Genomic DNA, 19,282 nt, shown 5'->3' with positions numbered 1-19,282 from the left:
GGGTGAGGATATGGGAGAGAAAGAGAAAGAGAAAACATTTGTACTGGCACCGGACTCCTTCAAAGAGAGCATGAGCGCTAAGGAAGTATGTGTCGCAATGGAAAAGGGGCTCCGGAAGATCTATCCGGCTGCTCATTACATTCATGTGCCGATGGCTGACGGCGGGGAAGGTACCGTACAGTCACTGGTCGATGCTTCGGGCGGGGAAATCCATTATAAAGAGGTCACCGGACCCCTCGGGCAAAAGGTTACCGCCAAATTTGGCATTCTCGGCGGGGGACAGACTGCGGCGATTGAAATGGCCTCCGCGAGCGGTATCCATCTGGTGTCGCAGGAAACCCGGAATCCTATGATCACCACTACTTATGGTACCGGGGAGTTGATCCGGGAGTGCCTGGACCGGGGCATCCGCAAAATCATTATCGGCATCGGAGGCAGTGCGACGAATGACGGCGGTACAGGCATGGCCGAGGCGCTCGGGGCCAGATTCCTGGATGAGTCGGGAGCGGAGCTTCCCCGCGGGGGCGGCAGTCTGGGAAGACTGGCAAGTATAGATATTACAGCGCTGGACGAACGCCTGCAGCATGTACAATTGATTGTAGCGTGTGATGTGACGAATCCGCTCTGTGGGGAGCAGGGCGCTTCCCGGGTATTTGGCCCGCAAAAGGGAGCTGACCCGGAGATGGTACAGAAGCTGGACGCGAATCTTGCCCATTATGCTGAGCTTGTGAAGCAGCAGCTTCGCAAGGATGTACGTGATCTGCCGGGAGCGGGTGCTGCCGGAGGATTGGGCGCGGGGCTGATGATCTTTACCCAAGCGGTACTCCAGAAGGGGATCGAAATTGTGATAGAATACACTGGTTTGAAGGATAAGCTGGCGGGGGCCAATATTGTGTTCACCGGTGAAGGCGGCATTGACTTCCAGACGAAGTTCGGAAAGACACCCTACGGTGTAGCCCGCACTGCCAAAGCCAGAGGCATAAAAGTCATTGCTATTGCCGGTTACATTGGCGAGGGTATTGAGGCCCTGTATGATGAGGGCTTTACCGCGATCTTCGGCATTGTTCCCGGGGCCAACGGGCTGGAAAAGCTGCTGGCCGAGGGGCCGCAGAACGTAGAGCGGACCTGTGAGAATATTGCGAGAATTTTGAAACTAAGCGAATAGCATAAGCAGAGGCTCTGGAGAATTTATTATCTTCAGGGCCTTTTGGTGTATGGGGATCATAGTCATAAGTATGCCGGCCAGGGGAAAGGGGACAGTATTACTTATAGAGTGCCAGCAGGCCCTGCATAAGCTCGAATAGCTGGAGCAGATTGCGCGGATCTTTACCGGTCAGGGTCTGAATCCGTTTCAGGCGGTATTGCAGCGTGTTGCGGTGGATATTCAGGTCATCGGCCGTTTGGGAGACACTGCAATTATGGTTAATGAAGCTTCTTAGCGTCTCTATCATATCCACGGCATCCTCCAGCTTGGCCGCGGTATTATGCGTACTAAGAGAGGCATGGCTCAGCTTCACCAGAAACTCGACGTCGGCAAAAGCAATAATCTGTGAATCCGGTCTCAGCGCCAGCAGAACATTCATGGCGGATTTGGCCTGGCGGTAGCTTTCGGCAATGTTTGCTTCCTGCTTGCCTGCTGCAATCAGCACCCGGGGCTGGTTCTGCAGAAGCTGCCGGATCAGCGGCCCGGGATCAGTTGAATGCTGTAAGATCAGCAGCTGTGTGTCTTCATCTATAGCAAAGCAGGGGTAGCGTAACAGCAGATTGCCCGGGGACACTTCCGCGTTATAATGCTTGATGTATAGCACTACGCTTTTCAAGAGCAAGTCGATTTGGTACGGTGCCGCTTCTTTTCTCAGTTTTTGGGAGTAGGTGCCCTGATGATTCAGGAGCAGCTCCAGAAAGGCCTTTTTACGATTCGCTTCATGGGCCAAATTCTCAAGATTGTTGCGCTGCTCTATAAGCAGGGATACGGTAGTTCTTACAATATTGCAAAAGGGGCGGACCTCGTCTGGATTTCCGGAAATACCGATGACTCCTACAGAGGCGTGACCGATGACAATTGGCTCGTTGGTGCCTTTTTTCTCGAATCGGCTGTCTTCCCAGACCTCAACCATTTTGCCGGTGGACAATGCCTTGACTGCACCTTGATGTACCGTGCCGACCCGTTCCTTGCGTCCGCTGCCGATAATAATGCCGTCAGCATTCATGATATTAATATTATAGGGGATATCCATCATCATTTTATCCACAATTTCCTGTGCCTGATTCTCCGAAAGCTGGAACAAATCAAGGTCCTCCTTCGCTAAATGGGTAATACTTCTTAGGCGTATCTGTACTGCTGAACCTCTCTGTGCAATTGTGCATCTGAACAAAAGTATAGCTGATTTTCTTTGCATTGTCAGGGGCACTTATCCATCCGGACAGACCTGCCATTTGCAACATTATCCATCTGCGTACGTCTTAATAAAAAGAAGGGGAACAACAATAGGAGGGATTTCATGAATACTGTGAAAATAGTTGGACGTTCAGCGCTGGCCGCTGTTCTGCTGGTTCTAGCAGGGTGCAATGCAACGCCTGAAGCTAAGCCGGAAGCTACACTGGCACCGGAGCAGACTCAGGTGTCCCCATCGCCGACTGCATCACCGACCGCATCACCGACCGCATCACCGACCGCATCACCGACCGCATCACCGACCGCATCACCGACCGCATCACCGCTCCCTTCGGAACCGGCAGAAAGTCAGCAGCCGCAGGCTTCGGCTGTTCCGGAGGAAGGAATGCCGCCAACCGCTGAGGAAGCAGCCACTACGGTACTAAGAGCATTAAAGGCAGGCGATATGGAGACCATTGCGTCCTGGGCACACCCGGACAAAGGTGTCCGTTTCTCACCTTACGCTTATGTCGATACAGCAACTGATCTGGTATTTACCCGGGATAAGCTGAAGGGTCTGATGAAGGACCCTAAGCCGTATGTATGGCGTGAATTCGCCGGGTCCGGGGAGATTATGAAGCTGACCTTCGCGGAATACTTCAAGCGGTTTGTATATGACGCTGACTTCCTGAATGATGCCAAAACAGCGCTCAACAAAGGGTTGGGGCAGGGAACGACACTGAATAATATTAACGAAGTTTATCCTAAGGATAAATACGACTTCGTCGAATATCACATTGCCGGCGTTGATCCGGCAAATGAAGGGATGGACTGGCGTAGCCTGCGTCTGGTATTCGAGAAGATCGGAGAGGATCATGCGCTGGTAGGCATTGTCCATGATCAATGGACACCCTGACGGAACGGAAGGAAGGCAGACGCGTCTGTAACATACTGAAGAATTATACCAACTTATCGGAAGTAAGCACGCAGGATAATTCCTGACGAGTGTAATAAAAAGAGTCCGCACTTCCCTGAAGGGAAGTGCGGACTTTTGAAGTTTGTTCAGCCTGCTGCTGTCGAGCCAGCGAACCGGGCATATGCTCTGAGTAACAGCTTACCTTGCGCTGGAGCCTGAGGAGGAAGGATTAGCGGTCAGCGACTGGGCAGTTGCAGTATAGCCTTCTGGCAGATAGGTTACAACAGTGCCCTTCGAGATAACCATCGGGTACATTTTACCTGGTGCCGGCTTGGTGATGCTGAAATAGATGACCGCTGTTTTGTCTTTGCCGAATTCAATCCGGTTAATGGTCAGCCCATAACCAGGGTTCGGCAGATCGCTTACGGTTATCGTGGCTTTGTTCACGCCATCACCGGCTTTTTCCAGGGTTACCGAGCCTTCATACATCATCTGGGAAGGAGCTGCGGTGCCGTCATCCGGAGCAATTACCGTTCGGGCAAACTCAGCAGCGTCATAGATCCAGACAGCGGCTTCCGAACGGGTCACGGCATCATTGGGACGGAAAGTATTATTCTTCTCTAATGTCACCAGATGCGTATTCACCAGAATCTGTAGGCTGTTCATTTCTGCATTTGACAGCTTGCCGCCATCCGAGATATCGGCATACATCAGTGTGACCGGAAAATTCCCTTTGCTCTGCAAAGCCTGAGTCAGCAAATGGGCGAACTGGATGCGGGTCATCGCGGCGTTCGGATCAACCGTGGGGTCCAGGGTCAGGCCATTTTGCTTCGCAATCAGAAAAGCTGAGGCATACCAGGCCTTATCTTTTACTTTGTCAAAGTAAGTACTAGCCGTAACTGTACTGCTGCCGGTTTGCGGGGACAACTGCAGGCCATTTACGATAAACTGGATGCCTTGGGCAAAGGTAACCTTCGATTTTGGCGCAAATCTGTCCGTTGTCACTCCATTCACAACTCCTTTGTGATGCAGTGCGTTGATTTTGGACTCAGCGGGATCTCCTTTTAAATCGGAAAAAGCAAAAGCAGATGCTCCAAAGGACACACTTGCCGCCAGAATGCCGCACGCAATAGTCATTTTTTTCGCGCTCATCTGGAAAGTTTGTTTGTTCATTATGCCTCACCTCTTATCCTCTTAGATGGCAGAAATGCGAGAAATGTTGCAGACATACTCCAAAAAAATGAAATTCATCCTCCGCATCTTCAATGATTGCTAGCATGCTTCAGTAACTAATACCCTATGCCTCCGGTATGAACCAGCCTGTTGCGTCGAAAGTGGACCCGCCGGTTCAGGATTGAACAAAAGCGCCACTTCGCTGTACACTTAGGGATGATAGCGCTATATCAGAGGAACTTGAGAATGGAGAACATAGATGATTCAGCAGCAGGGGATCGAACGGATTAATGTGGGGATTTTTGCCCATGTCGATGCGGGGAAGACAACAACTACGGAACATATGCTCTATGAGAGCGGCCGCATTAAGGCGGTGGGAAGTGTAGATAGCGGAACGGCTGTAACTGATTCCATGGAGGTAGAGCGCCAGCGGGGGATTTCCGTTCGTGCAGCCTTGGCGTCGTTCGAATGGCGGGGTGTGCAGGTGAATCTGGTCGATACACCGGGGCATGTCGATTTCCTGTCCGAGGTGGAGCGAAGCTTGCGGGTGATGGACTGCGCAGTACTTATTCTGTCTGCGGTAGAAGGCGTACAGGCCCAGAGCGAGATGATCTGGAATGCGCTGCGCAAGCTGGGGATTCCGACGCTGATTTTCATGAACAAAATGGACCGGGTCGGCGCAGATCCCGAAGCTGTGCTGGTCCAGGCGCGAACGTATCTATCCGGTGATATCCTTCCGGTTCAGCAGGCTCTAGGTCAAGAGCAGGATTATGCCGGAGCCGTGGACTTATGGGCAGATGGGGCCGACCCTGCGGCGCGGACGGAGCTGCTGGAAGCACTGGCTGAGCGGGACGAGGCGTTGCTGGAGGTATATATGTCGGGTGCTCCGCTTGCTGTGGCAGACTGGAAAGAACAGCTGGTCGCCAAAACGGCCTCGGGTACGATGTTCCCGCTCGTCTACGGTGTAGCTGCCAAAGGTCTTGGCATTACGCAGCTGCTGGACGCGATGACCGATTATTTTCCCCGTGCCGGGGGAAATCCGGAATTGCCGGTGTCCGGCATTGTGTACAACATTCAGCGTGACAAAAGCATGGGCCGTATGGCCTTCGTCCGTCTCTACCAAGGCACCATCCGCAACCGGGACACAGTGATGAATTACTCGCAGGAGGTTCAGGGCAAGGTAACGCAGATCCGTAAGGTGGAGGGCGGACGGACGGAGGATCTCGGCACGCTGGAAGCCGGGGATATCGCCGTTGTCTACGGGCTGTCCGGGGTCAGAATCGGCGATGTGCTGGGTCTCCCGGATGCCATTCCGCAGGAAGCGAAGCTGGCAGTACCGCTGCTGACGGTGCGGGTGCATTGGGAGGCGGATACAGATGAGCATCAAGTCATCGGGGCATTTCAGGAGCTGGCTGATGAAGATCCGCTGCTCGATACCCAGTGGCTGCAGGATGAGCGGGAGCTGCACATCAAGGTTATGGGTCCGATTCAACTGGAAATTCTGGACAGTGTGCTGGAAAGCCGTTACGGCCTAAAGGTCACCTTCGGCCAGCCGTCCGTCATCTACAAGGAAACTCCAAGCCGTGCGGGTGAAGGTTATGTCGCTTACCTGATGCCGAAGCCGTGCTGGGCTATCCTGCGGTTCAAGATTGAACCGGGGCCGCCGGGCAGCGGTCTTCAATATGAATCGCTTGTCCGCAGCTCCGATCTGCTGCCGCAGTATCAGAATGAAACGGCCCGCCGTGTCCCGGAGGCGCTGATGCAGGGTCTCTACGGCTGGGAGGTTACCGATCTGAAGGTGACGCTGACCGAGGGGCAGCATCATGTGTGGCATACCCATCCGCTGGATTTTGCGGTGGCAACGCCCATGGCTATTATGGATGGGTTGAACCGGGTTGGCACCAAGCTGCTGGAGCCGATTCTCCAGGTTCGTATCGTCGTTCCCGAAGAAAACGGCGGCCGCGTCATGAACGATCTCGTGCAGATGCGCGGCACGTTTGAGCCCCCGGTTCTCCAGGGTGAGCGGATGATTATCGAAGGACGGCTGCCGCTGGCTACGTCGCTCGATTATCCCGTCAGCCTAAGCTCCTATACGAAGGGGCGCAGCACTTTCACTTCTTTTTTTGCCGGCTACGAGGAATGCCCCCCGGATGTCAGGGCTGAGTGCACCCGCCGGGGCGTGAATCCGCTCGACCAGGCCAGATATATTCTGAGCGTACGCAAAGCAATGCAAGGGTAGAGGCGGAGGTTACCCCTGGTGCATGGTAATCTGTATGAAGAATCTGTAATGACGGCTTAGTCTTACAGATTCTTTTTTTGAAAAGCACGCTGGAATGATCTTCGAAATTCATCTATATAATGAGTTACCTTAACAAGCGGAGGGGTACAGATGATCATTTGGGCAACGCTTTTTGCGATAGCAGCTGGTGTAGTTTTATCGATATTTCTTGGGTCTTACGGTATTATGGTGCTGCTCGCAGTCGCCTTTGGCATGGTAACAAGCACCTACTTCAGGACCAAAGAGATTCATTCGGATCTCCAAATCATCAAGGAAAAGCTCGGGATCACGGATGAAGGTGAAACGGGCCTGAGCAATGAAGAGATTGAGGCGGAGTTGGACCGTGAGCATCTGGATCAGGGGAAAACGGTAGATTAGACGCTGAACGAAAATAAAGATTTTGAGCATGGAGGCTGCAAAGTGACGACAACCATCTACTTGATCCGCCATGCGGAATCACTATATACAGAAGGTCAGGAACGGGAAAGAGGATTGTCCGAACAAGGAAAAGCCGATGCAGAGCGTGTTAGGTATATCTTGCAAAAGGAGTCAATGGACCTGTTTGTCTCCAGCCCGTATGCACGGGCCATTCAGACGATCCAGCCTTTGGCTGATGAGATGCAGATGGAGGTCACCCGGATCGAAGGGCTACGCGAACGGGCGATTGGAGATATAGCAGGTCTTAGCTTTTTGGAGGCCAAGCGGAGTGTCTATAAGGATTTTGCAGCTATATTTAAAGGCGGTGAGTCCAGCGCTGAAGCACAGGCCAGAGCCGTTCGAGAGCTGAAGCTTCTAATTAGAAAATATGAAGGAAGCACCCTTGCTGTCGGCACACATGGTGATATTATGACACTAATGTTAAATTATTTTGATTCCCGGTTCGGATATGGGTTCTGGCAATCCACGACGATGCCGGATATTTATCGGCTGGTGTTTGAAGGAGAGGAGCTTGTTCAGATAATACGGAAGTGGGGGGGCAAATTTCTCTGACGACCCTAGACCAATCCAAGTATCAAAAATACCGCACATCATGGTAAAATACTATGACTAGTACAGCAACAGTCCAATCTGAATTTAGCAGGTGACCGTGTTGAGATTACGAGAATTCATGAACCCTTCCGACTCCTCGGCCTATCGGCAGGCGAAGTGGATCAAACGTTTTTTGCAGACCTATTGGCTTGTGATTTCCCTGCATTTTTTGGCCCAGCTAGGGGCATTTTGGTTTCTGCCGTATGAGAGAGGGGCGCATGAGTTTTATTTTGAGGTGCTGCTGTATCCGACTCTGCTGATGGCAGCGGTGGTGATCATAGCCCAATTGATTGATTACAGCGCCTCTAAGTATTCGTTCTACTCTCTTTTTATGGCTGGCACGATTATTGCCATGATCATCATCCATCTGAACATGGATATCCGTATTATTGGAGCACTTATGCTTCTGCCTATTTTCGCTTCGGCGATTTTCTACAGGCTTGACTTAACATTATTTACATCAGCGCTTCAGGCCGTTGCCTTTTTTGTGCTCTACCGATGGGATTATTGGTTTAAGTATTTTCTAAGTTCATTTGACCTGATTGCGATCCCGATTTTCCTCATGGTGGGTACCCTGGTAGCTATTATCATGATTATTAACGGGCGGGAGCTGGCTAGTGACCTGGAGGCAACGTTGACGGCGAAGCAGGATCTGTTAATCGAGAATGCGATCATACGCAAGCTGTCGACAACGGATGCGTTAACGGATCTGTACAATCATATTTCTTTCCATGAGTTCTACGACAAGGCACTGGAGTACGGAGATCAAGGTGCACCCTTTCATCTGGCCCTGATTGATATCGATAATTTCAAAATGGTCAATGACAAATACGGACACCGTACAGGGGATATTATTCTGGCGAGAGTGGCCAAAGTCATCCGGGAGCTTATCTCACCGGCGGATATTGCCTCCCGTTATGGCGGGGAGGAGTTTGCCATACTTCTTTTTGAGAAGTCCTTTGAACAGGCAGCGGAGATCGCGGAGAAGATTCGCCTGCGGCTCTCTGATACTCCGCACGAAGAGATGGACGGGAAGGTGGTCACCGTAAGTATCGGACTTGAGAGCTACATGCAAGGAACCACCAAGGAGAAGCTGTTTGAGGAAGTGGACACACTACTCTATGCGGCGAAACACTCGGGTAAAAACAAAGTGATGACCCCTAGTTCATCCATGGTATATACATAACGCCAATTCCCGGAGAAATGATCTGGGACAGCGCAGTTTTGAGAGTTCAGATCATGCGTCAATCGGTAGTGGTATTTCCTTCGGTGTCCGCCTTCTTGCGCGCCCGGAAACGCCGGACCTTCATCAGATTGCCGCACATTTTATCGTCGCAATAACGTTTCGAGCGGTTGCGGGTATCATCGTAATAGACCCATAGGCAGTCTGGATTCTCGCATATGCGGAAGCGGGAGGTATCCTTCTCCACAAGCGCAGCGGCAAAAGAAGACGCAATCTCCGCCATCACCTGTGTCCAATCGGCGCGCTGCGGCAAAAGGTAGATTTCCGCCAGGCCAGCATCATTCCAGACGATCTGCCGAATGGCCGGCCCCTTGTCCATATATCTGTTTAGCTGTTCCAGCGTAGCCCGGTTTACTGTATGTACCTGGACCAGCATCTGCACCTCTGCCCACATGAAGCTCCGGAGCTGCTTCAATTGATCCAGTTCTGTGGGTTTAATCGGCCATTCTGCTTGAAGCGAGTGACGCTCCAGCCAAGAGGCCAGCCATTCCGGATCGATCAGTTTGTCCTTGTCACCGCCACGGTTGCTTGTCCGCCAATCCCGCCAATAACTGTTTAAGAAATCGTCCCACAACACCTTAACATCCCTCCTTCCAGGCCCACACCTTTTCAACGATTGTAACAGTTAAAATATAAATTTGCTAGTTACTTGAACCGTGGCAGAGAATATGCTACATTTTCTAAGTAACTATTATCCATGTTTTTAAGTCGTTACCGATTTTCGGATGATGCTCAGGAAAGCCATGTTCTACAAAAACTATGCGGATGCTTTAGGAGGTAAAACATGCAGAATAAGATCAGTGATGTTTTGCTGGAGAACTGGGATTATGTTATGGATATCGAGGATTGGGCACCGCCGCTTAGCGCAGCACTGGAAGGTGTAACCAGCGAGCAGGCGGTTTGGAAGCCGCAAGGAGTAGCGGGTAATTCCATCTGGGAGACGGTCAACCATTTAACTTACTACAAGGAACGTCTGCTGAATAAGCTCAAAGGATTGCCGAAGCTGCCTGACGTGGAGAGCAATGATGCTACTTTTAGTGTTACAAGCAGCGGGGAAGAAGCTTGGGAGCAAGCGGTGGCCAAACTGAAGAACATCCATGCTTCGTTGCGGGAAGTAATTGAGGCGCTGGAGGAAGGCGCATATGACTGGGGCAGTTCCGGGCATGCTCCGGGTGAAGAAGTGATGAGTCTGATTCTGCATGATTCCTATCACACCGGTCAGATTGTGCTGGTCCGCAAGCTGCAGGGCTCCTGGCCCACAAACCGCAGTTTCAACTAAATCTGTCAGGTGCTTTTATGAGCCGCAACTCCGGCTCTCCGTAACTATGGAGAGAACCGGGGGTGCGGCTGTTTGTTTCAAGCAGGAAAGGGGCGGGGTAATGGAAGCTATCAACATGAGATTCGAAAGGAGAGATTGATGATGGAGCCGAATTCCAAGGACAGAAGTATTGAAGTGGAGCGTACTGAGGTGCACAAAAAATCGGATTCCAGCGTTGTCGCATCCACCTTTATCAAATACGCCGCTTATCTTATTATATTTTTCGGACTGTTGTTCTTCCTGGTTAAGTACGTCTTCCCGATGTTCTAGGTGATTTCAATGATGCAGGCAAAATGCAACAACCCATCCCCGAGAAATCGGGGATGGGTTGTTTGAAATATAAGAACTCACATGGTTTACGCTATAAATGATCCTTATATTTCACGCTGAATGGAGTCGCGGGATTCAGCGGAATTGCGGTAAAAAAACCAGCATTCATTCAGCAGCTTAATCTGACGCCGGTCTTTTTTATAATAAGCCTTCATGAGCTGATGGCAGAGCCACTGCGGCAAGAGTACCCCTCCTCTGCATGCTAACGTAAGATAGCATATGGGAGAAGTCGCCCAAAGGTGCAGCCGCGGACCTGATTTCACAGGTTCCTAGTGTACACCTTCTTCTTCCTCTTCGTACCACTGCTCAAGCTGGGCTTGAAGCGCACGGATTTCGGTCAACAGTGAGATCAGCGGATAGTTATTCTCCTGAATGGATGAAAAAGCGCTCTCCAGCCGGTTGATGTAGGCCAGCCCGGATTCCAGTGAGTGCTCCTCACGAAGTAGCTCCAGAGAATCACACTCCGCAATAGCAAGCGGCAGATCCGGGACATTAACCGCGGTCAGCTTGTCGATCTCTTTGTTGAGGCGAAGATTGAGGGCGCTCAGCTGGTACGCATACTCCTCCGGCATCTCCACGAACTGCAATTCCTGCTTCTGCTGCAACATTACATACCGCATTTTCGGCATAAGTCATTCTCCCTCCGAACTTGTCTTCCTTCTTGACAGTGTAGCCTATGGGCAAGTTACAATTCAAGTAGAGATCGTAATTTTCCTGTGGAGAGGACTTGTGAGAGAAACGATGACTAGAATGACCAATGAAGAGTTGCAGCAGTGGATCGAGCAGGTGTCACAGGACAGCTTTGGTGTCCCTTTCCGGCACTCAGCCAGCTTTAACAGCCGGCTGAGCACAACGGGAGGGAGATATTTTACCAAGAGCCATAATATTGAGATCAACCCGATGCAGCTGGAAATGTTCGGGCGTGAAGAGACAGAGCGCATTATTAAGCATGAGCTGTGCCATTATCATCTTCACCTGGCAAAACGGGGATATATGCACCGGGACGCCGATTTCAAAAAACTGCTCGCCATGGTCGGCGGAAGCCGGTTTTGCCAGACCCTGCCCGGAGCGAAGGCGCGTAAGGTGCTGCCTTACCGGTATAAACTTGTCTGTACTGCCTGTTCGACCGAATACCCGCGCAAACGCAAGGCTGATCCGAAGCGCTACCGCTGCGGCAATTGTGCCGGCAAGCTCAAGCTGATTGCACTGGAAGAAGGCCAAGGGAGAGCGAAATAGGCAAATTTTAGAGTTCGGGGTCGGTCTTGATGATCAGGCCCATAAGCCCAACAAAAGAAGCTGCCTGTTCTGCAGAGATAATACAGCCTGCAAGATCTTCAATGTCGACATTCAGACCGGAGAAGCTGCAATCGCTGAGATCGATTTCTTTTAACTTGCAGCCAGCCAGGGTGACCTGATCGATTTCGCATTCCGAGAATTCTACATGATTCAGGGTTGCCTGGTAATAATCGCTGCTGACCAACCGGCAGTTCGCAAAAGCCGTCCCCTTAAATTTACCGAAGCGAAAGCTGGCGAAATCCCCGATACAATCCACCATACGGACATTCTGAAACCGCCCCCTGCTGAAATCGGTTCCGGTTAGTTTACAATTCCGAAACTCTGTCCGGTGCACAAAAGCGTCACTAAAATTCACATTGGACAGATCACAATTTTCAAATATCACATCCGTCAGTTCAATGGCGTTCAGTGTGGACTCAGCCACCGTTACATTCCGGAAAATCACTTTATCGAACGAGACCCTGGCCGCTTCCTGATATTCAATCAGACAGTCGCTGATGAGGCATTGGCTGATTTCTTCCTTTGATGTGAGAGTATGTATTTGCTGTGACTGCAAGGAATCTCGGTCGTTAATTTGGGGTGGATCAATCTTGTTTTTCATCTTTGCCTCCATGTAATTATTATATGATCTGCTACTTCAGCTTGCCCATTCCCAGATTAACCCGGTAGTTGCCGAACTCCAGCAGCTGGTCCAGAAAAGTTGACAGTTCCTCATGATCTTTGGCGTATACTCGCATCCAGTAGCAGCCTTCACCGCTAATCCGGTGCAGCTCGGCCACATCTCCATGTTCCTGGGCGAATTTTTGAAAAGGCGGATGCGCTTTGTTGGAGCTGAGGAACACTGTTATAAAAGCGTGGATGTTCTGCCCAAGCTTCTGCGGATTCCATCGCACGGTATAGCCCTCGATAATCTCCAGCTCCCGCATTCTGCGGATTCGGGCGCCTACAGCCTGCCCGGTCATGTGAATTTTCTCCCCAATTTCCTTCTGGGTTAAACGAGAATCTTCTATTATATAGTGTAGGATTCTGTAGTCTATATCATCTATTGTGTAGTTATCCATTTATATGAGAATCCTTTCCGGGTGAAAGCAGAACTGTCGAATCTCTTTCGCCGCACAATGTATTCTGATCGAAGCCGCGTCTATACTTAGATTGTAGCAGAAGACAGGATGGATGAAAGAGGTGTTTATGATGAAAATTCAGCTTATCCGCAACGCAGCCCTATGGCTGGAATACGGTGGTGTTTCTTTTCTGGTTGATCCTATGCTTAGTGAAAAAGAGGCGAATCCGCCTATTCCGAATACCGCAAATGCACGTAATAATCCCTTGGTGCCTTTGCCGGGGCCGGTTCAGCAGTGGCTTGCACCTGATGCTGTGCTGGTCACACATCTGCACCGGGATCATTGGGACGGAGCCGCAGTGTCTCTATTGGCACACGAGCTTCCGGTTTTGTGCCAGGATGGTGATGGAGAGACTTTCGCCGGGCAGGGTTTTGAACATGTATCCGTGATTGGGGACAATGAGGGGATGAACTTTCAGAACGTGACGCTGAAGCGGACCGGAGGCCGGCATGGCACGGGAGAAATTGGGGAGCTTATGGGTAAGGTGTCCGGTTTTGTGTTCCGAGCCGAAGGCGAGCCAGTCTTGTATGTAGCCGGTGACACGATTTGGTGCGATGAAGTAAAACAGGCTCTGGATGAACATAAACCGGAGGTAATTGTCGTTAATGGGGGAGGAGCGCAATTTCTGACCGGAGGCCATATTACGATGAATGAGCAGGATATTGTGGAATTATGCAACTATTCGCCTGCAGCATCTGTGATTGCTGTGCATATGGAGGCCATCAACCATTGCCTGGTTACCCGTGAACAGCTTACAGCCCGGCTGGAGCAGGAGGGACTGCTGGAGCGAGTCAAGATTCCTGGAGACGGGGAGTGGTGTTGATTCGATCCTGAAAACGATATCAAAATTGTGCGATAAGCTTGACTAGACTACAAAATCATGATAAATTATTTCTTGTTCATGTGAATGTTCCCTGATAGCTCAGTTGGTAGAGCACTCGACTGTTAATCGAGTTGTCACAGGTTCGAGTCCTGTTCGGGGAGCCATTTTCTTGGAGAGATACCCAAGTGGCTATAAGGGGACCCTCTGCTAAGGGGTTAGACTGCGTAAGCGGTGCGAGGGTTCGAATCCCTCTCTCTCCGTTCTGAATACACTTTTTAAACCATATCATGTAAGAAGAGCTTCCCAGCGGAGGCTCTTTTTTTGTCTTTAACCTTCTGACAGAATTCTTCCCACTTCTCTCTCCCTCGATAAATAATCTGTTGATGCAATCCATTACCCCTTTAATTAATTGAAGAATTGATGCTGTAAAGAGACAAATGTTATATGATTTACGGAAAAATATATTATTGTTTTAGAAAAGGAACTGGGTTCAAAAATATGCGTGCTTCAAAAACCTCTATTTTCTTCGATTTTCTCCGAAATGTTCATTTGTGTTAGCTTAAATTACCTGCTTCTTACCTATTGAGTTATAATACCTTACATAAAATTCTGAATTTTGTATTACATTGCATTTTTGTTAGTGACGAGGGTATAACCCTGTGTTAATATAAATAACACCATAGAGATGAAAAAGAAAAATGCATGTGAGGTATAGGAAGGGGACTTAAGAATATATGGGGAAAAGGGGATGGCGATGGAGTATTTCATTCAGCAATTAATTAACGGAATTTCAGTCGGCAGTATCTACGCTCTGATCGCCCTTGGTTACACTATGGTATATGGGATTATCAAGCTGATCAATTTTGCTCACGGGGATGTCTTTATGGTGGGGTCATTTATCGGGCTGTATAGTGCCAAATATCTGGCAAATGCAGGTTTTCCTCCGATGGTTGTCCTGATTCTGTCGCTTGTCATTTCCATGACGATCAGTGCGCTGCTGGGCATAACGATTGAACGGCTGGCCTACAAGCCGCTGCGCAAATCCACGCGGATTGCCGCACTGATTACTGCCATTGGCGTATCGTTTCTGCTTGAATATACCGGAGTGCTCATTCTCGGGCCCCAGGCTCAAGGCTTCCCGGACATTATGGACAAAAAACAGTACACACTGTTCGGATCATCGATCCAAGTGGAATCGAATCAGATAATGATTCTGCTAACAACGATTATTCTTATGATTATTCTGCAATACATTGTCCGTTATACCAAAACCGGCAAAGCCATGCGTGCGGTATCATTCGATGTGGAAGCGGCACGATTGATGGGGATCAACGTAGACCGTACTATTTCGGCAACCTTTGCCATCGGATCTGCGCTTGCAGCCGCAGCCGGCGTGATTTTCGGTATGACCTATAACTCTGTCGATCCTCTGATAGGTGTTATGCCAGGGCTTAAGGCCTTTGTTGCTGCAGTGCTTGGAGGAATCGGAAGTATTCCAGGGGCGCTTGTTGGCGGATTGCTGCTGGGAACGGTGGAGACAGAAATTTCCTCACTCGGATTTTCCTCCTGGCGTGATGGTGTAGCCTTTGCTGTGTTGATTCTGATCCTAATCTTTAAACCCTCCGGACTGTTTGGCAAGAATGTCCGGGAGAAAGTGTAGGAGGGAATCAGCGTGAAGAAGCTAAATAAAAATTTCTGGGTGGGTATTATTGTTGCCCTGGCCTTCTACGGAGTCGTTCAAGTTCTTCTAACAACCGGAATATTCAGTGATGTAACGAGATCTATGCTGCTTCTGATCGGTGTTAACATCATGCTAGCGGTATCACTCAATCTGATTACCGGGATTACCGGACAATTTTCTATTGGTCATGCCGGGTTTATGTCAGTAGGTGCCTATACCTCGGCGATCCTGACACTTGACTATAACGTTCCATTTGTTCCGGCGATTATTGCCGGTGGCTTGCTCGCTGCGGTGTTTGGAGTGCTGATTGGTATGCCTACGCTTCGCCTGAATGGTGACTATCTGGCTATTGCTACCCTTGGGTTCGGGGAAATTATCCGGATCATTATGCTCAATACAGAATATGTCGGCGGTGCGTCTGGACTCAGCGGCATTCCAGCTAAAACCACGTGGACCCTACTGTTCCTGTTCACTTTGGTCACCGTTGTTGTGATCAACAACTTCATCAGATCTACACACGGCCGGGCTTGTATCGCCATCCGTGAGAATGAAATTGCCGCTGAGGCTATGGGGATCAATACGACACGTTACAAGATTATCGCTTTTACCATCGGTGCTTTATTCGCCGGTATGGCGGGCGGGTTGTCGGCTCATACGTTCTACGTTATTACTCCGGGCAGCTTCAACTTCCTGAAGTCGTTCGAAATCATTGTTATGGTAGTTCTCGGGGGACTTGGCAGCACAGCCGGTTCTATCGTCGGAGCGGTCTTTGTTACTCTGCTCTATACTTACTTGCGCGAATTCCCGGAATGGCGGATGATCATCTATTCTATTGTTTTGATCCTGATGATGATCTTCCGTCCAAGCGGCCTGCTGGGTAAAACCAAGTTCTCTCTAGGCAAGTTCGGCAAAAAGGAGGCCAAGGCAAATGACGCAATCAGCGAAAGTAGTGCTCCTTGATGTGAAAGAGGCCAGCCGCTCTTTTGGTGGACTCAAAGCCCTTAGCGAAGTGTCTCTTCATATTGACAAAGGCGAGCTTATCGGTCTGATCGGACCGAACGGTGCAGGCAAAACAACATTGTTCAATCTGCTGACCGGGGTATACCCGCCTTCTACTGGCAGCATCATCCTTAACAACGAATCCATCGGCGGCATGAAGCCTTATAAGATTAACCACAAAGGGGCAGCACGCACCTTCCAGAACATCCGGTTGTTCACCTCAATGACCGTGCTGGAAAATGTCAAAATAGCCTTTCACCAGCATGCCAGACACTCCCTGTTCTCCTCGATGCTCCGGCTGCCGAAGCATTTCAAGGGAGAGGACGAAATCACACAGAAGGCTATGGATATTCTGAAAATATTCAACTTGGCTGAGCAAAGTGGTGAGGTTGCCAGCAATCTCAGCTACGGGAACCAGCGGCGTCTTGAAATCGCGCGTGCACTGGCCGCCGGGCCAAAACTGCTGCTCCTGGACGAACCGGCGGCCGGTATGAACCCTAACGAAACCCGTGATCTGATGAATCTCATTGCCTGGATCCGCAAGGAATTTGATCTTACGATTCTCCTGATTGAACATGATATGTCTCTCGTAATGGGCGTTTGCGACCGGATTTATGTGCTTGACCGCGGCATATTGATTGCAAATGGCACACCTGCGGAGATTCGGAGCAATCCGAAGGTCATCGAAGCGTATTTGGGACAGGAGGCGTAAGGGATATGCTCAAAGTACAGGGAATCAACGTTTATTATGGAGCTATTCACGCTCTGAAAGACCTTAGCATTGAAGTGAAGCAAGGGGAGATTGTAACCTTGATCGGTGCCAATGGCGCCGGCAAGTCGACACTGCTCAAGACGCTTTCGGGCCTCCTTAAGCCAAAGACAGGGAGCATTGATTTTCTGGATAAATCCATTACGAACCAGAGCGTTCAGGCAATTGTGAAGCAAGGGCTGATTCATTGTCCTGAAGGACGGCGTGTATTCGCTAATATGTCGGTAGAGGAGAATCTGGAGCTTGGCGCTTACCTGCAGAGTCCAGCAAGTCTGGCGGCGGATTTCGAGAGAGTCTACAATACCTTCCCGAGACTTCTGGAACGCAAGAAGCAGCAGGCCGGAACCTTATCCGGCGGCGAACAGCAGATGCTTGCCATGGGCCGCGCTCTTATGGGACACCCCAAGCTGCTGCTGCTGGATGAACCGTCCATGGGGCTTGCACCGCTTCTGGTTCAGGATATTTTCAAAATTGTCAAAGAAGTAAACGATGCCGGCACAACGGTGCTGCTTGTGGAGCAAAATGCACATCAGGCCCTCAAAATTGCCCATCGCGCTTATGTACTGGAGACCGGCAGAGTGGTGCTGGAAGGAGACGCCAAGGAATTGGCTGATTCTGAAGAGATTAAGATGGCTTATCTCGGACACTAAGTCTGTCAGGCTTACTATGCGGCATCACAGAAACAACATATACAAATTTAATTTATCGGGAGGCTGGGAGAAACTATGAAGAAAATTGGGGCCATTATTTTGTCGACAGTACTGACAGCTGTATTTGCATCGGGCTGCGGCAACAACAACACAGAGAACAGCGGCAACTCTGCAAGCGGCGGGAACACTGCCGGGGACACAATCAAAATCGGTGCTGACCTTGAGCTCACAGGCGGCCAGGCTTCTTTCGGCGACTCCGCATCAAAAGGCGCGAAGCTGGCTGTACAGCAGATTAACGACGCTGGCGGTATCCTGGGCAAGAAACTGGAACTGATCGTAGCCGATAATGCCTCGAAGTCCGAGGAAGCCACGCAGGTTGCGCAAAAACTGATTACAAACGATAAGGTTGTTACCATTATTGGTGCTTCCACATCGACCAACACACTGGGTATCGTTCCGGTGGCCACCGAAAAGAAAATTCCACTCGTTGCAGTGGGTGCCACCAACCCTAAGGTTACTGTGGACGAACGCACCACCAAAGTGAATGAATGGGTATTCCGCGCTGCTTTTATCGATCCTTTCCAAGGACAGGTTATGGCTAACTTTGCTCTTGATTCCCTGAAGGCCAAAACTGCAGTAATCTACACAGATACGTCGAGTGACTACTCCAAAGGTCTGCAGAAATTTTTTGAAGAAACCTTCAAAGCCAAAGGCGGCGAAGTGCTGAGCCAAGAGTCTTACCAACAAAAGGACTCTGACTTCAAAGCTGTGCTGACCCGTATCAAAGCAGCAGGCCCGGACGTTATTTATCTGCCAGGCTACTATGAAGAAGTGGGCAAAATCCTGAAACAAGCTCGTGAAATGGGCATCACTGCCCCATTCCTGGGAGGAGACGGCTGGGATTCTCCACAGCTCGCAGAAATCGCCGGTGCGGAGGCACTGAATGACACTTACATGTCCAATCACTACTCGCCGGAAGATACGGCTAAGGAAGTCACCAGCTTCGTGGATGCATACAAAGCAGCTAATGGCGGAGCAGTGCCTGACGGAATGGCAGCCCTGGGTTATGACGCACTCAAGCTGGTTGCTGATGCGATTACCCGTGCCGGAGAAGCAGATCCTGCCAAGATCAAAGATGCTTTAGCAGCAACCAAAGACCTGCAGCTGGCTACCGGTAAAATTACGCTGAACGAAACGCATGACCCGGTAAAAGCAGCAGTTGTTCTGAAATTCGTTGACGGCAAGCAAACATTTGAAACGAAGGTTAATCCTTAAACTGACC

At 50.2% G+C, this 19,282-nt stretch carries 22 protein-coding genes and 2 tRNA genes; 17 read left to right on the top strand and 7 right to left on the bottom strand.

Translation table 11 applies throughout. The features are described 5' to 3' along the window. Positions 1-10: 10 nt before the first annotated feature. Positions 11-1,165: a glycerate kinase gene (locus tag ACTJKB_RS15520; protein WP_440835118.1), complete on the top strand. Its 1,155-nt coding sequence runs from the start codon at positions 11-13 to the stop codon at positions 1,163-1,165. Positions 1,166-1,262: 97 nt separating this feature from the next. Here ACTJKB_RS15520 and ACTJKB_RS15515 read toward each other — a convergent pair whose 3' ends face one another. Continuing rightward, on the bottom strand, positions 1,263-2,288 hold the full coding sequence (locus ACTJKB_RS15515) for a CdaR family transcriptional regulator (protein ID WP_440835117.1): 1,026 nt from the start codon (positions 2,286-2,288) through the stop codon (positions 1,263-1,265). Between the two features lie 213 nt (positions 2,289-2,501). Here ACTJKB_RS15515 and ACTJKB_RS15510 point away from each other — a divergent pair, with 213 nt between their 5' ends. Then, the gene (locus ACTJKB_RS15510) at positions 2,502-3,290 is read left to right on the top strand and encodes a hypothetical protein (protein ID WP_440835115.1); all 789 of its coding nucleotides are present in this window, start codon (positions 2,502-2,504) and stop codon (positions 3,288-3,290) included. A 198-nt stretch (positions 3,291-3,488) separates the two neighbouring features. On the opposite strand, the gene ACTJKB_RS15505 is transcribed toward ACTJKB_RS15510, so the two are convergent. Then, a complete protein-coding gene (locus ACTJKB_RS15505; protein ID WP_440835114.1) occupies positions 3,489-4,463 on the bottom strand; it encodes an S-layer homology domain-containing protein in 975 nt (324 codons plus the stop codon). A gap of 259 nt (positions 4,464-4,722) precedes the next feature. Between ACTJKB_RS15505 and ACTJKB_RS15500 the strand changes: the two genes are divergently transcribed. The 4 genes from ACTJKB_RS15500 to ACTJKB_RS15485 all read left to right on the top strand — a co-directional run bounded on the left by ACTJKB_RS15500 (position 4,723) and on the right by ACTJKB_RS15485 (position 8,956). Next, the gene (locus ACTJKB_RS15500) at positions 4,723-6,702 is read left to right on the top strand and encodes a GTP-binding protein (RefSeq protein WP_440835113.1); all 1,980 of its coding nucleotides are present in this window, start codon (positions 4,723-4,725) and stop codon (positions 6,700-6,702) included. Positions 6,703-6,852: 150 nt separating this feature from the next. Then, positions 6,853-7,119: a hypothetical protein gene (locus tag ACTJKB_RS15495; protein ID WP_440835112.1), complete on the top strand. Its 267-nt coding sequence runs from the start codon at positions 6,853-6,855 to the stop codon at positions 7,117-7,119. A gap of 42 nt (positions 7,120-7,161) precedes the next feature. Continuing rightward, on the top strand, positions 7,162-7,731 hold the full coding sequence (locus tag ACTJKB_RS15490; protein ID WP_440835110.1) for a histidine phosphatase family protein: 570 nt from the start codon (positions 7,162-7,164) through the stop codon (positions 7,729-7,731). 100 nt (positions 7,732-7,831) lie between these two features. Next, on the top strand, positions 7,832-8,956 hold the full coding sequence (locus tag ACTJKB_RS15485; RefSeq protein WP_440835109.1) for a GGDEF domain-containing protein: 1,125 nt from the start codon (positions 7,832-7,834) through the stop codon (positions 8,954-8,956). 58 nt (positions 8,957-9,014) lie between these two features. Here the strand turns inward: ACTJKB_RS15485 and ACTJKB_RS15480 are convergent, their stop codons facing one another. Continuing rightward, positions 9,015-9,590 carry a CGNR zinc finger domain-containing protein gene (locus ACTJKB_RS15480; RefSeq protein ID WP_440835107.1) on the bottom strand — a complete coding sequence of 192 codons (576 nt, stop codon included), beginning with the start codon at positions 9,588-9,590 and terminating at the stop codon, positions 9,015-9,017. A gap of 207 nt (positions 9,591-9,797) precedes the next feature. Between ACTJKB_RS15480 and ACTJKB_RS15475 the strand changes: the two genes are divergently transcribed. Both ACTJKB_RS15475 and ACTJKB_RS15470 read left to right on the top strand, forming a co-directional pair. Continuing rightward, on the top strand, positions 9,798-10,292 hold the full coding sequence (locus ACTJKB_RS15475) for a DinB family protein (RefSeq protein WP_440835105.1): 495 nt from the start codon (positions 9,798-9,800) through the stop codon (positions 10,290-10,292). A 141-nt stretch (positions 10,293-10,433) separates the two neighbouring features. Continuing rightward, complete coding sequence (locus tag ACTJKB_RS15470) at positions 10,434-10,601, top strand: hypothetical protein (protein ID WP_178382630.1); 168 nt, start codon at positions 10,434-10,436, stop codon at positions 10,599-10,601. A 104-nt stretch (positions 10,602-10,705) separates the two neighbouring features. Here ACTJKB_RS15470 and cmpA read toward each other — a convergent pair whose 3' ends face one another. Both cmpA and ACTJKB_RS15460 read right to left on the bottom strand, forming a co-directional pair. Beyond that, positions 10,706-10,843 (bottom strand): cortex morphogenetic protein CmpA, encoded by a 138-nt coding sequence (cmpA, locus tag ACTJKB_RS15465; protein WP_143191759.1) that lies wholly within the window; start codon positions 10,841-10,843, stop codon positions 10,706-10,708. A gap of 87 nt (positions 10,844-10,930) precedes the next feature. Then, the gene (locus ACTJKB_RS15460) at positions 10,931-11,290 is read right to left on the bottom strand and encodes a hydrolase/acyltransferase (RefSeq protein ID WP_440835103.1); all 360 of its coding nucleotides are present in this window, start codon (positions 11,288-11,290) and stop codon (positions 10,931-10,933) included. A 121-nt stretch (positions 11,291-11,411) separates the two neighbouring features. Here ACTJKB_RS15460 and ACTJKB_RS15455 point away from each other — a divergent pair, with 121 nt between their 5' ends. Continuing rightward, a complete protein-coding gene (locus ACTJKB_RS15455) occupies positions 11,412-11,897 on the top strand; it encodes a SprT family protein (RefSeq protein WP_440835612.1) in 486 nt (161 codons plus the stop codon). A gap of 7 nt (positions 11,898-11,904) precedes the next feature. On the opposite strand, the gene ACTJKB_RS15450 is transcribed toward ACTJKB_RS15455, so the two are convergent. Beyond that, entirely contained in the window at positions 11,905-12,558 is a 654-nt protein-coding gene (locus ACTJKB_RS15450; RefSeq protein WP_440835102.1) for a pentapeptide repeat-containing protein, read from the bottom strand. Between the two features lie 31 nt (positions 12,559-12,589). Then, positions 12,590-13,018 carry an Lrp/AsnC family transcriptional regulator gene (locus ACTJKB_RS15445; protein WP_440835101.1) on the bottom strand — a complete coding sequence of 143 codons (429 nt, stop codon included), beginning with the start codon at positions 13,016-13,018 and terminating at the stop codon, positions 12,590-12,592. A gap of 130 nt (positions 13,019-13,148) precedes the next feature. On the opposite strand from ACTJKB_RS15445, the gene ACTJKB_RS15440 reads away from it, so the two are divergent. The 8 genes from ACTJKB_RS15440 (at position 13,149) to ACTJKB_RS15405 (ending at position 19,275) form a co-directional block, all read left to right on the top strand. Then, a complete protein-coding gene (locus ACTJKB_RS15440) occupies positions 13,149-13,901 on the top strand; it encodes an MBL fold metallo-hydrolase (RefSeq protein ID WP_440835099.1) in 753 nt (250 codons plus the stop codon). A gap of 88 nt (positions 13,902-13,989) precedes the next feature. Next, positions 13,990-14,065: transfer RNA gene (locus tag ACTJKB_RS15435), tRNA-Asn, on the top strand. Between the two features lie 7 nt (positions 14,066-14,072). Continuing rightward, positions 14,073-14,161: transfer RNA gene (locus ACTJKB_RS15430), tRNA-Ser, on the top strand. 494 nt (positions 14,162-14,655) lie between these two features. Then, positions 14,656-15,561 carry a branched-chain amino acid ABC transporter permease gene (locus ACTJKB_RS15425; protein ID WP_440835098.1) on the top strand — a complete coding sequence of 302 codons (906 nt, stop codon included), beginning with the start codon at positions 14,656-14,658 and terminating at the stop codon, positions 15,559-15,561. 12 nt (positions 15,562-15,573) lie between these two features. Continuing rightward, positions 15,574-16,542 (top strand): branched-chain amino acid ABC transporter permease, encoded by a 969-nt coding sequence (locus ACTJKB_RS15420; RefSeq protein ID WP_440835096.1) that lies wholly within the window; start codon positions 15,574-15,576, stop codon positions 16,540-16,542. Further along, complete coding sequence (locus ACTJKB_RS15415; RefSeq protein ID WP_440835095.1) at positions 16,511-17,293, top strand: ABC transporter ATP-binding protein; 783 nt, start codon at positions 16,511-16,513, stop codon at positions 17,291-17,293. Before ACTJKB_RS15420 ends, ACTJKB_RS15415 begins: the two co-directional genes overlap by 32 nt. 5 nt (positions 17,294-17,298) lie before the next feature. Further along, complete coding sequence (locus tag ACTJKB_RS15410; protein WP_440835094.1) at positions 17,299-18,000, top strand: ABC transporter ATP-binding protein; 702 nt, start codon at positions 17,299-17,301, stop codon at positions 17,998-18,000. Between the two features lie 75 nt (positions 18,001-18,075). Beyond that, positions 18,076-19,275: an ABC transporter substrate-binding protein gene (locus ACTJKB_RS15405; RefSeq protein WP_440835093.1), complete on the top strand. Its 1,200-nt coding sequence runs from the start codon at positions 18,076-18,078 to the stop codon at positions 19,273-19,275. Positions 19,276-19,282: the final 7 nt, after the last annotated feature.

Source organism: Paenibacillus sp. 22594 (genome assembly GCF_052044425.1).
Taxonomy (GTDB): domain Bacteria; phylum Bacillota; class Bacilli; order Paenibacillales; family Paenibacillaceae; genus Paenibacillus_AQ.
Note: the sequence above shows the minus strand (reverse complement) of the source record. Positions and strands in the feature narration are given on the sequence as shown.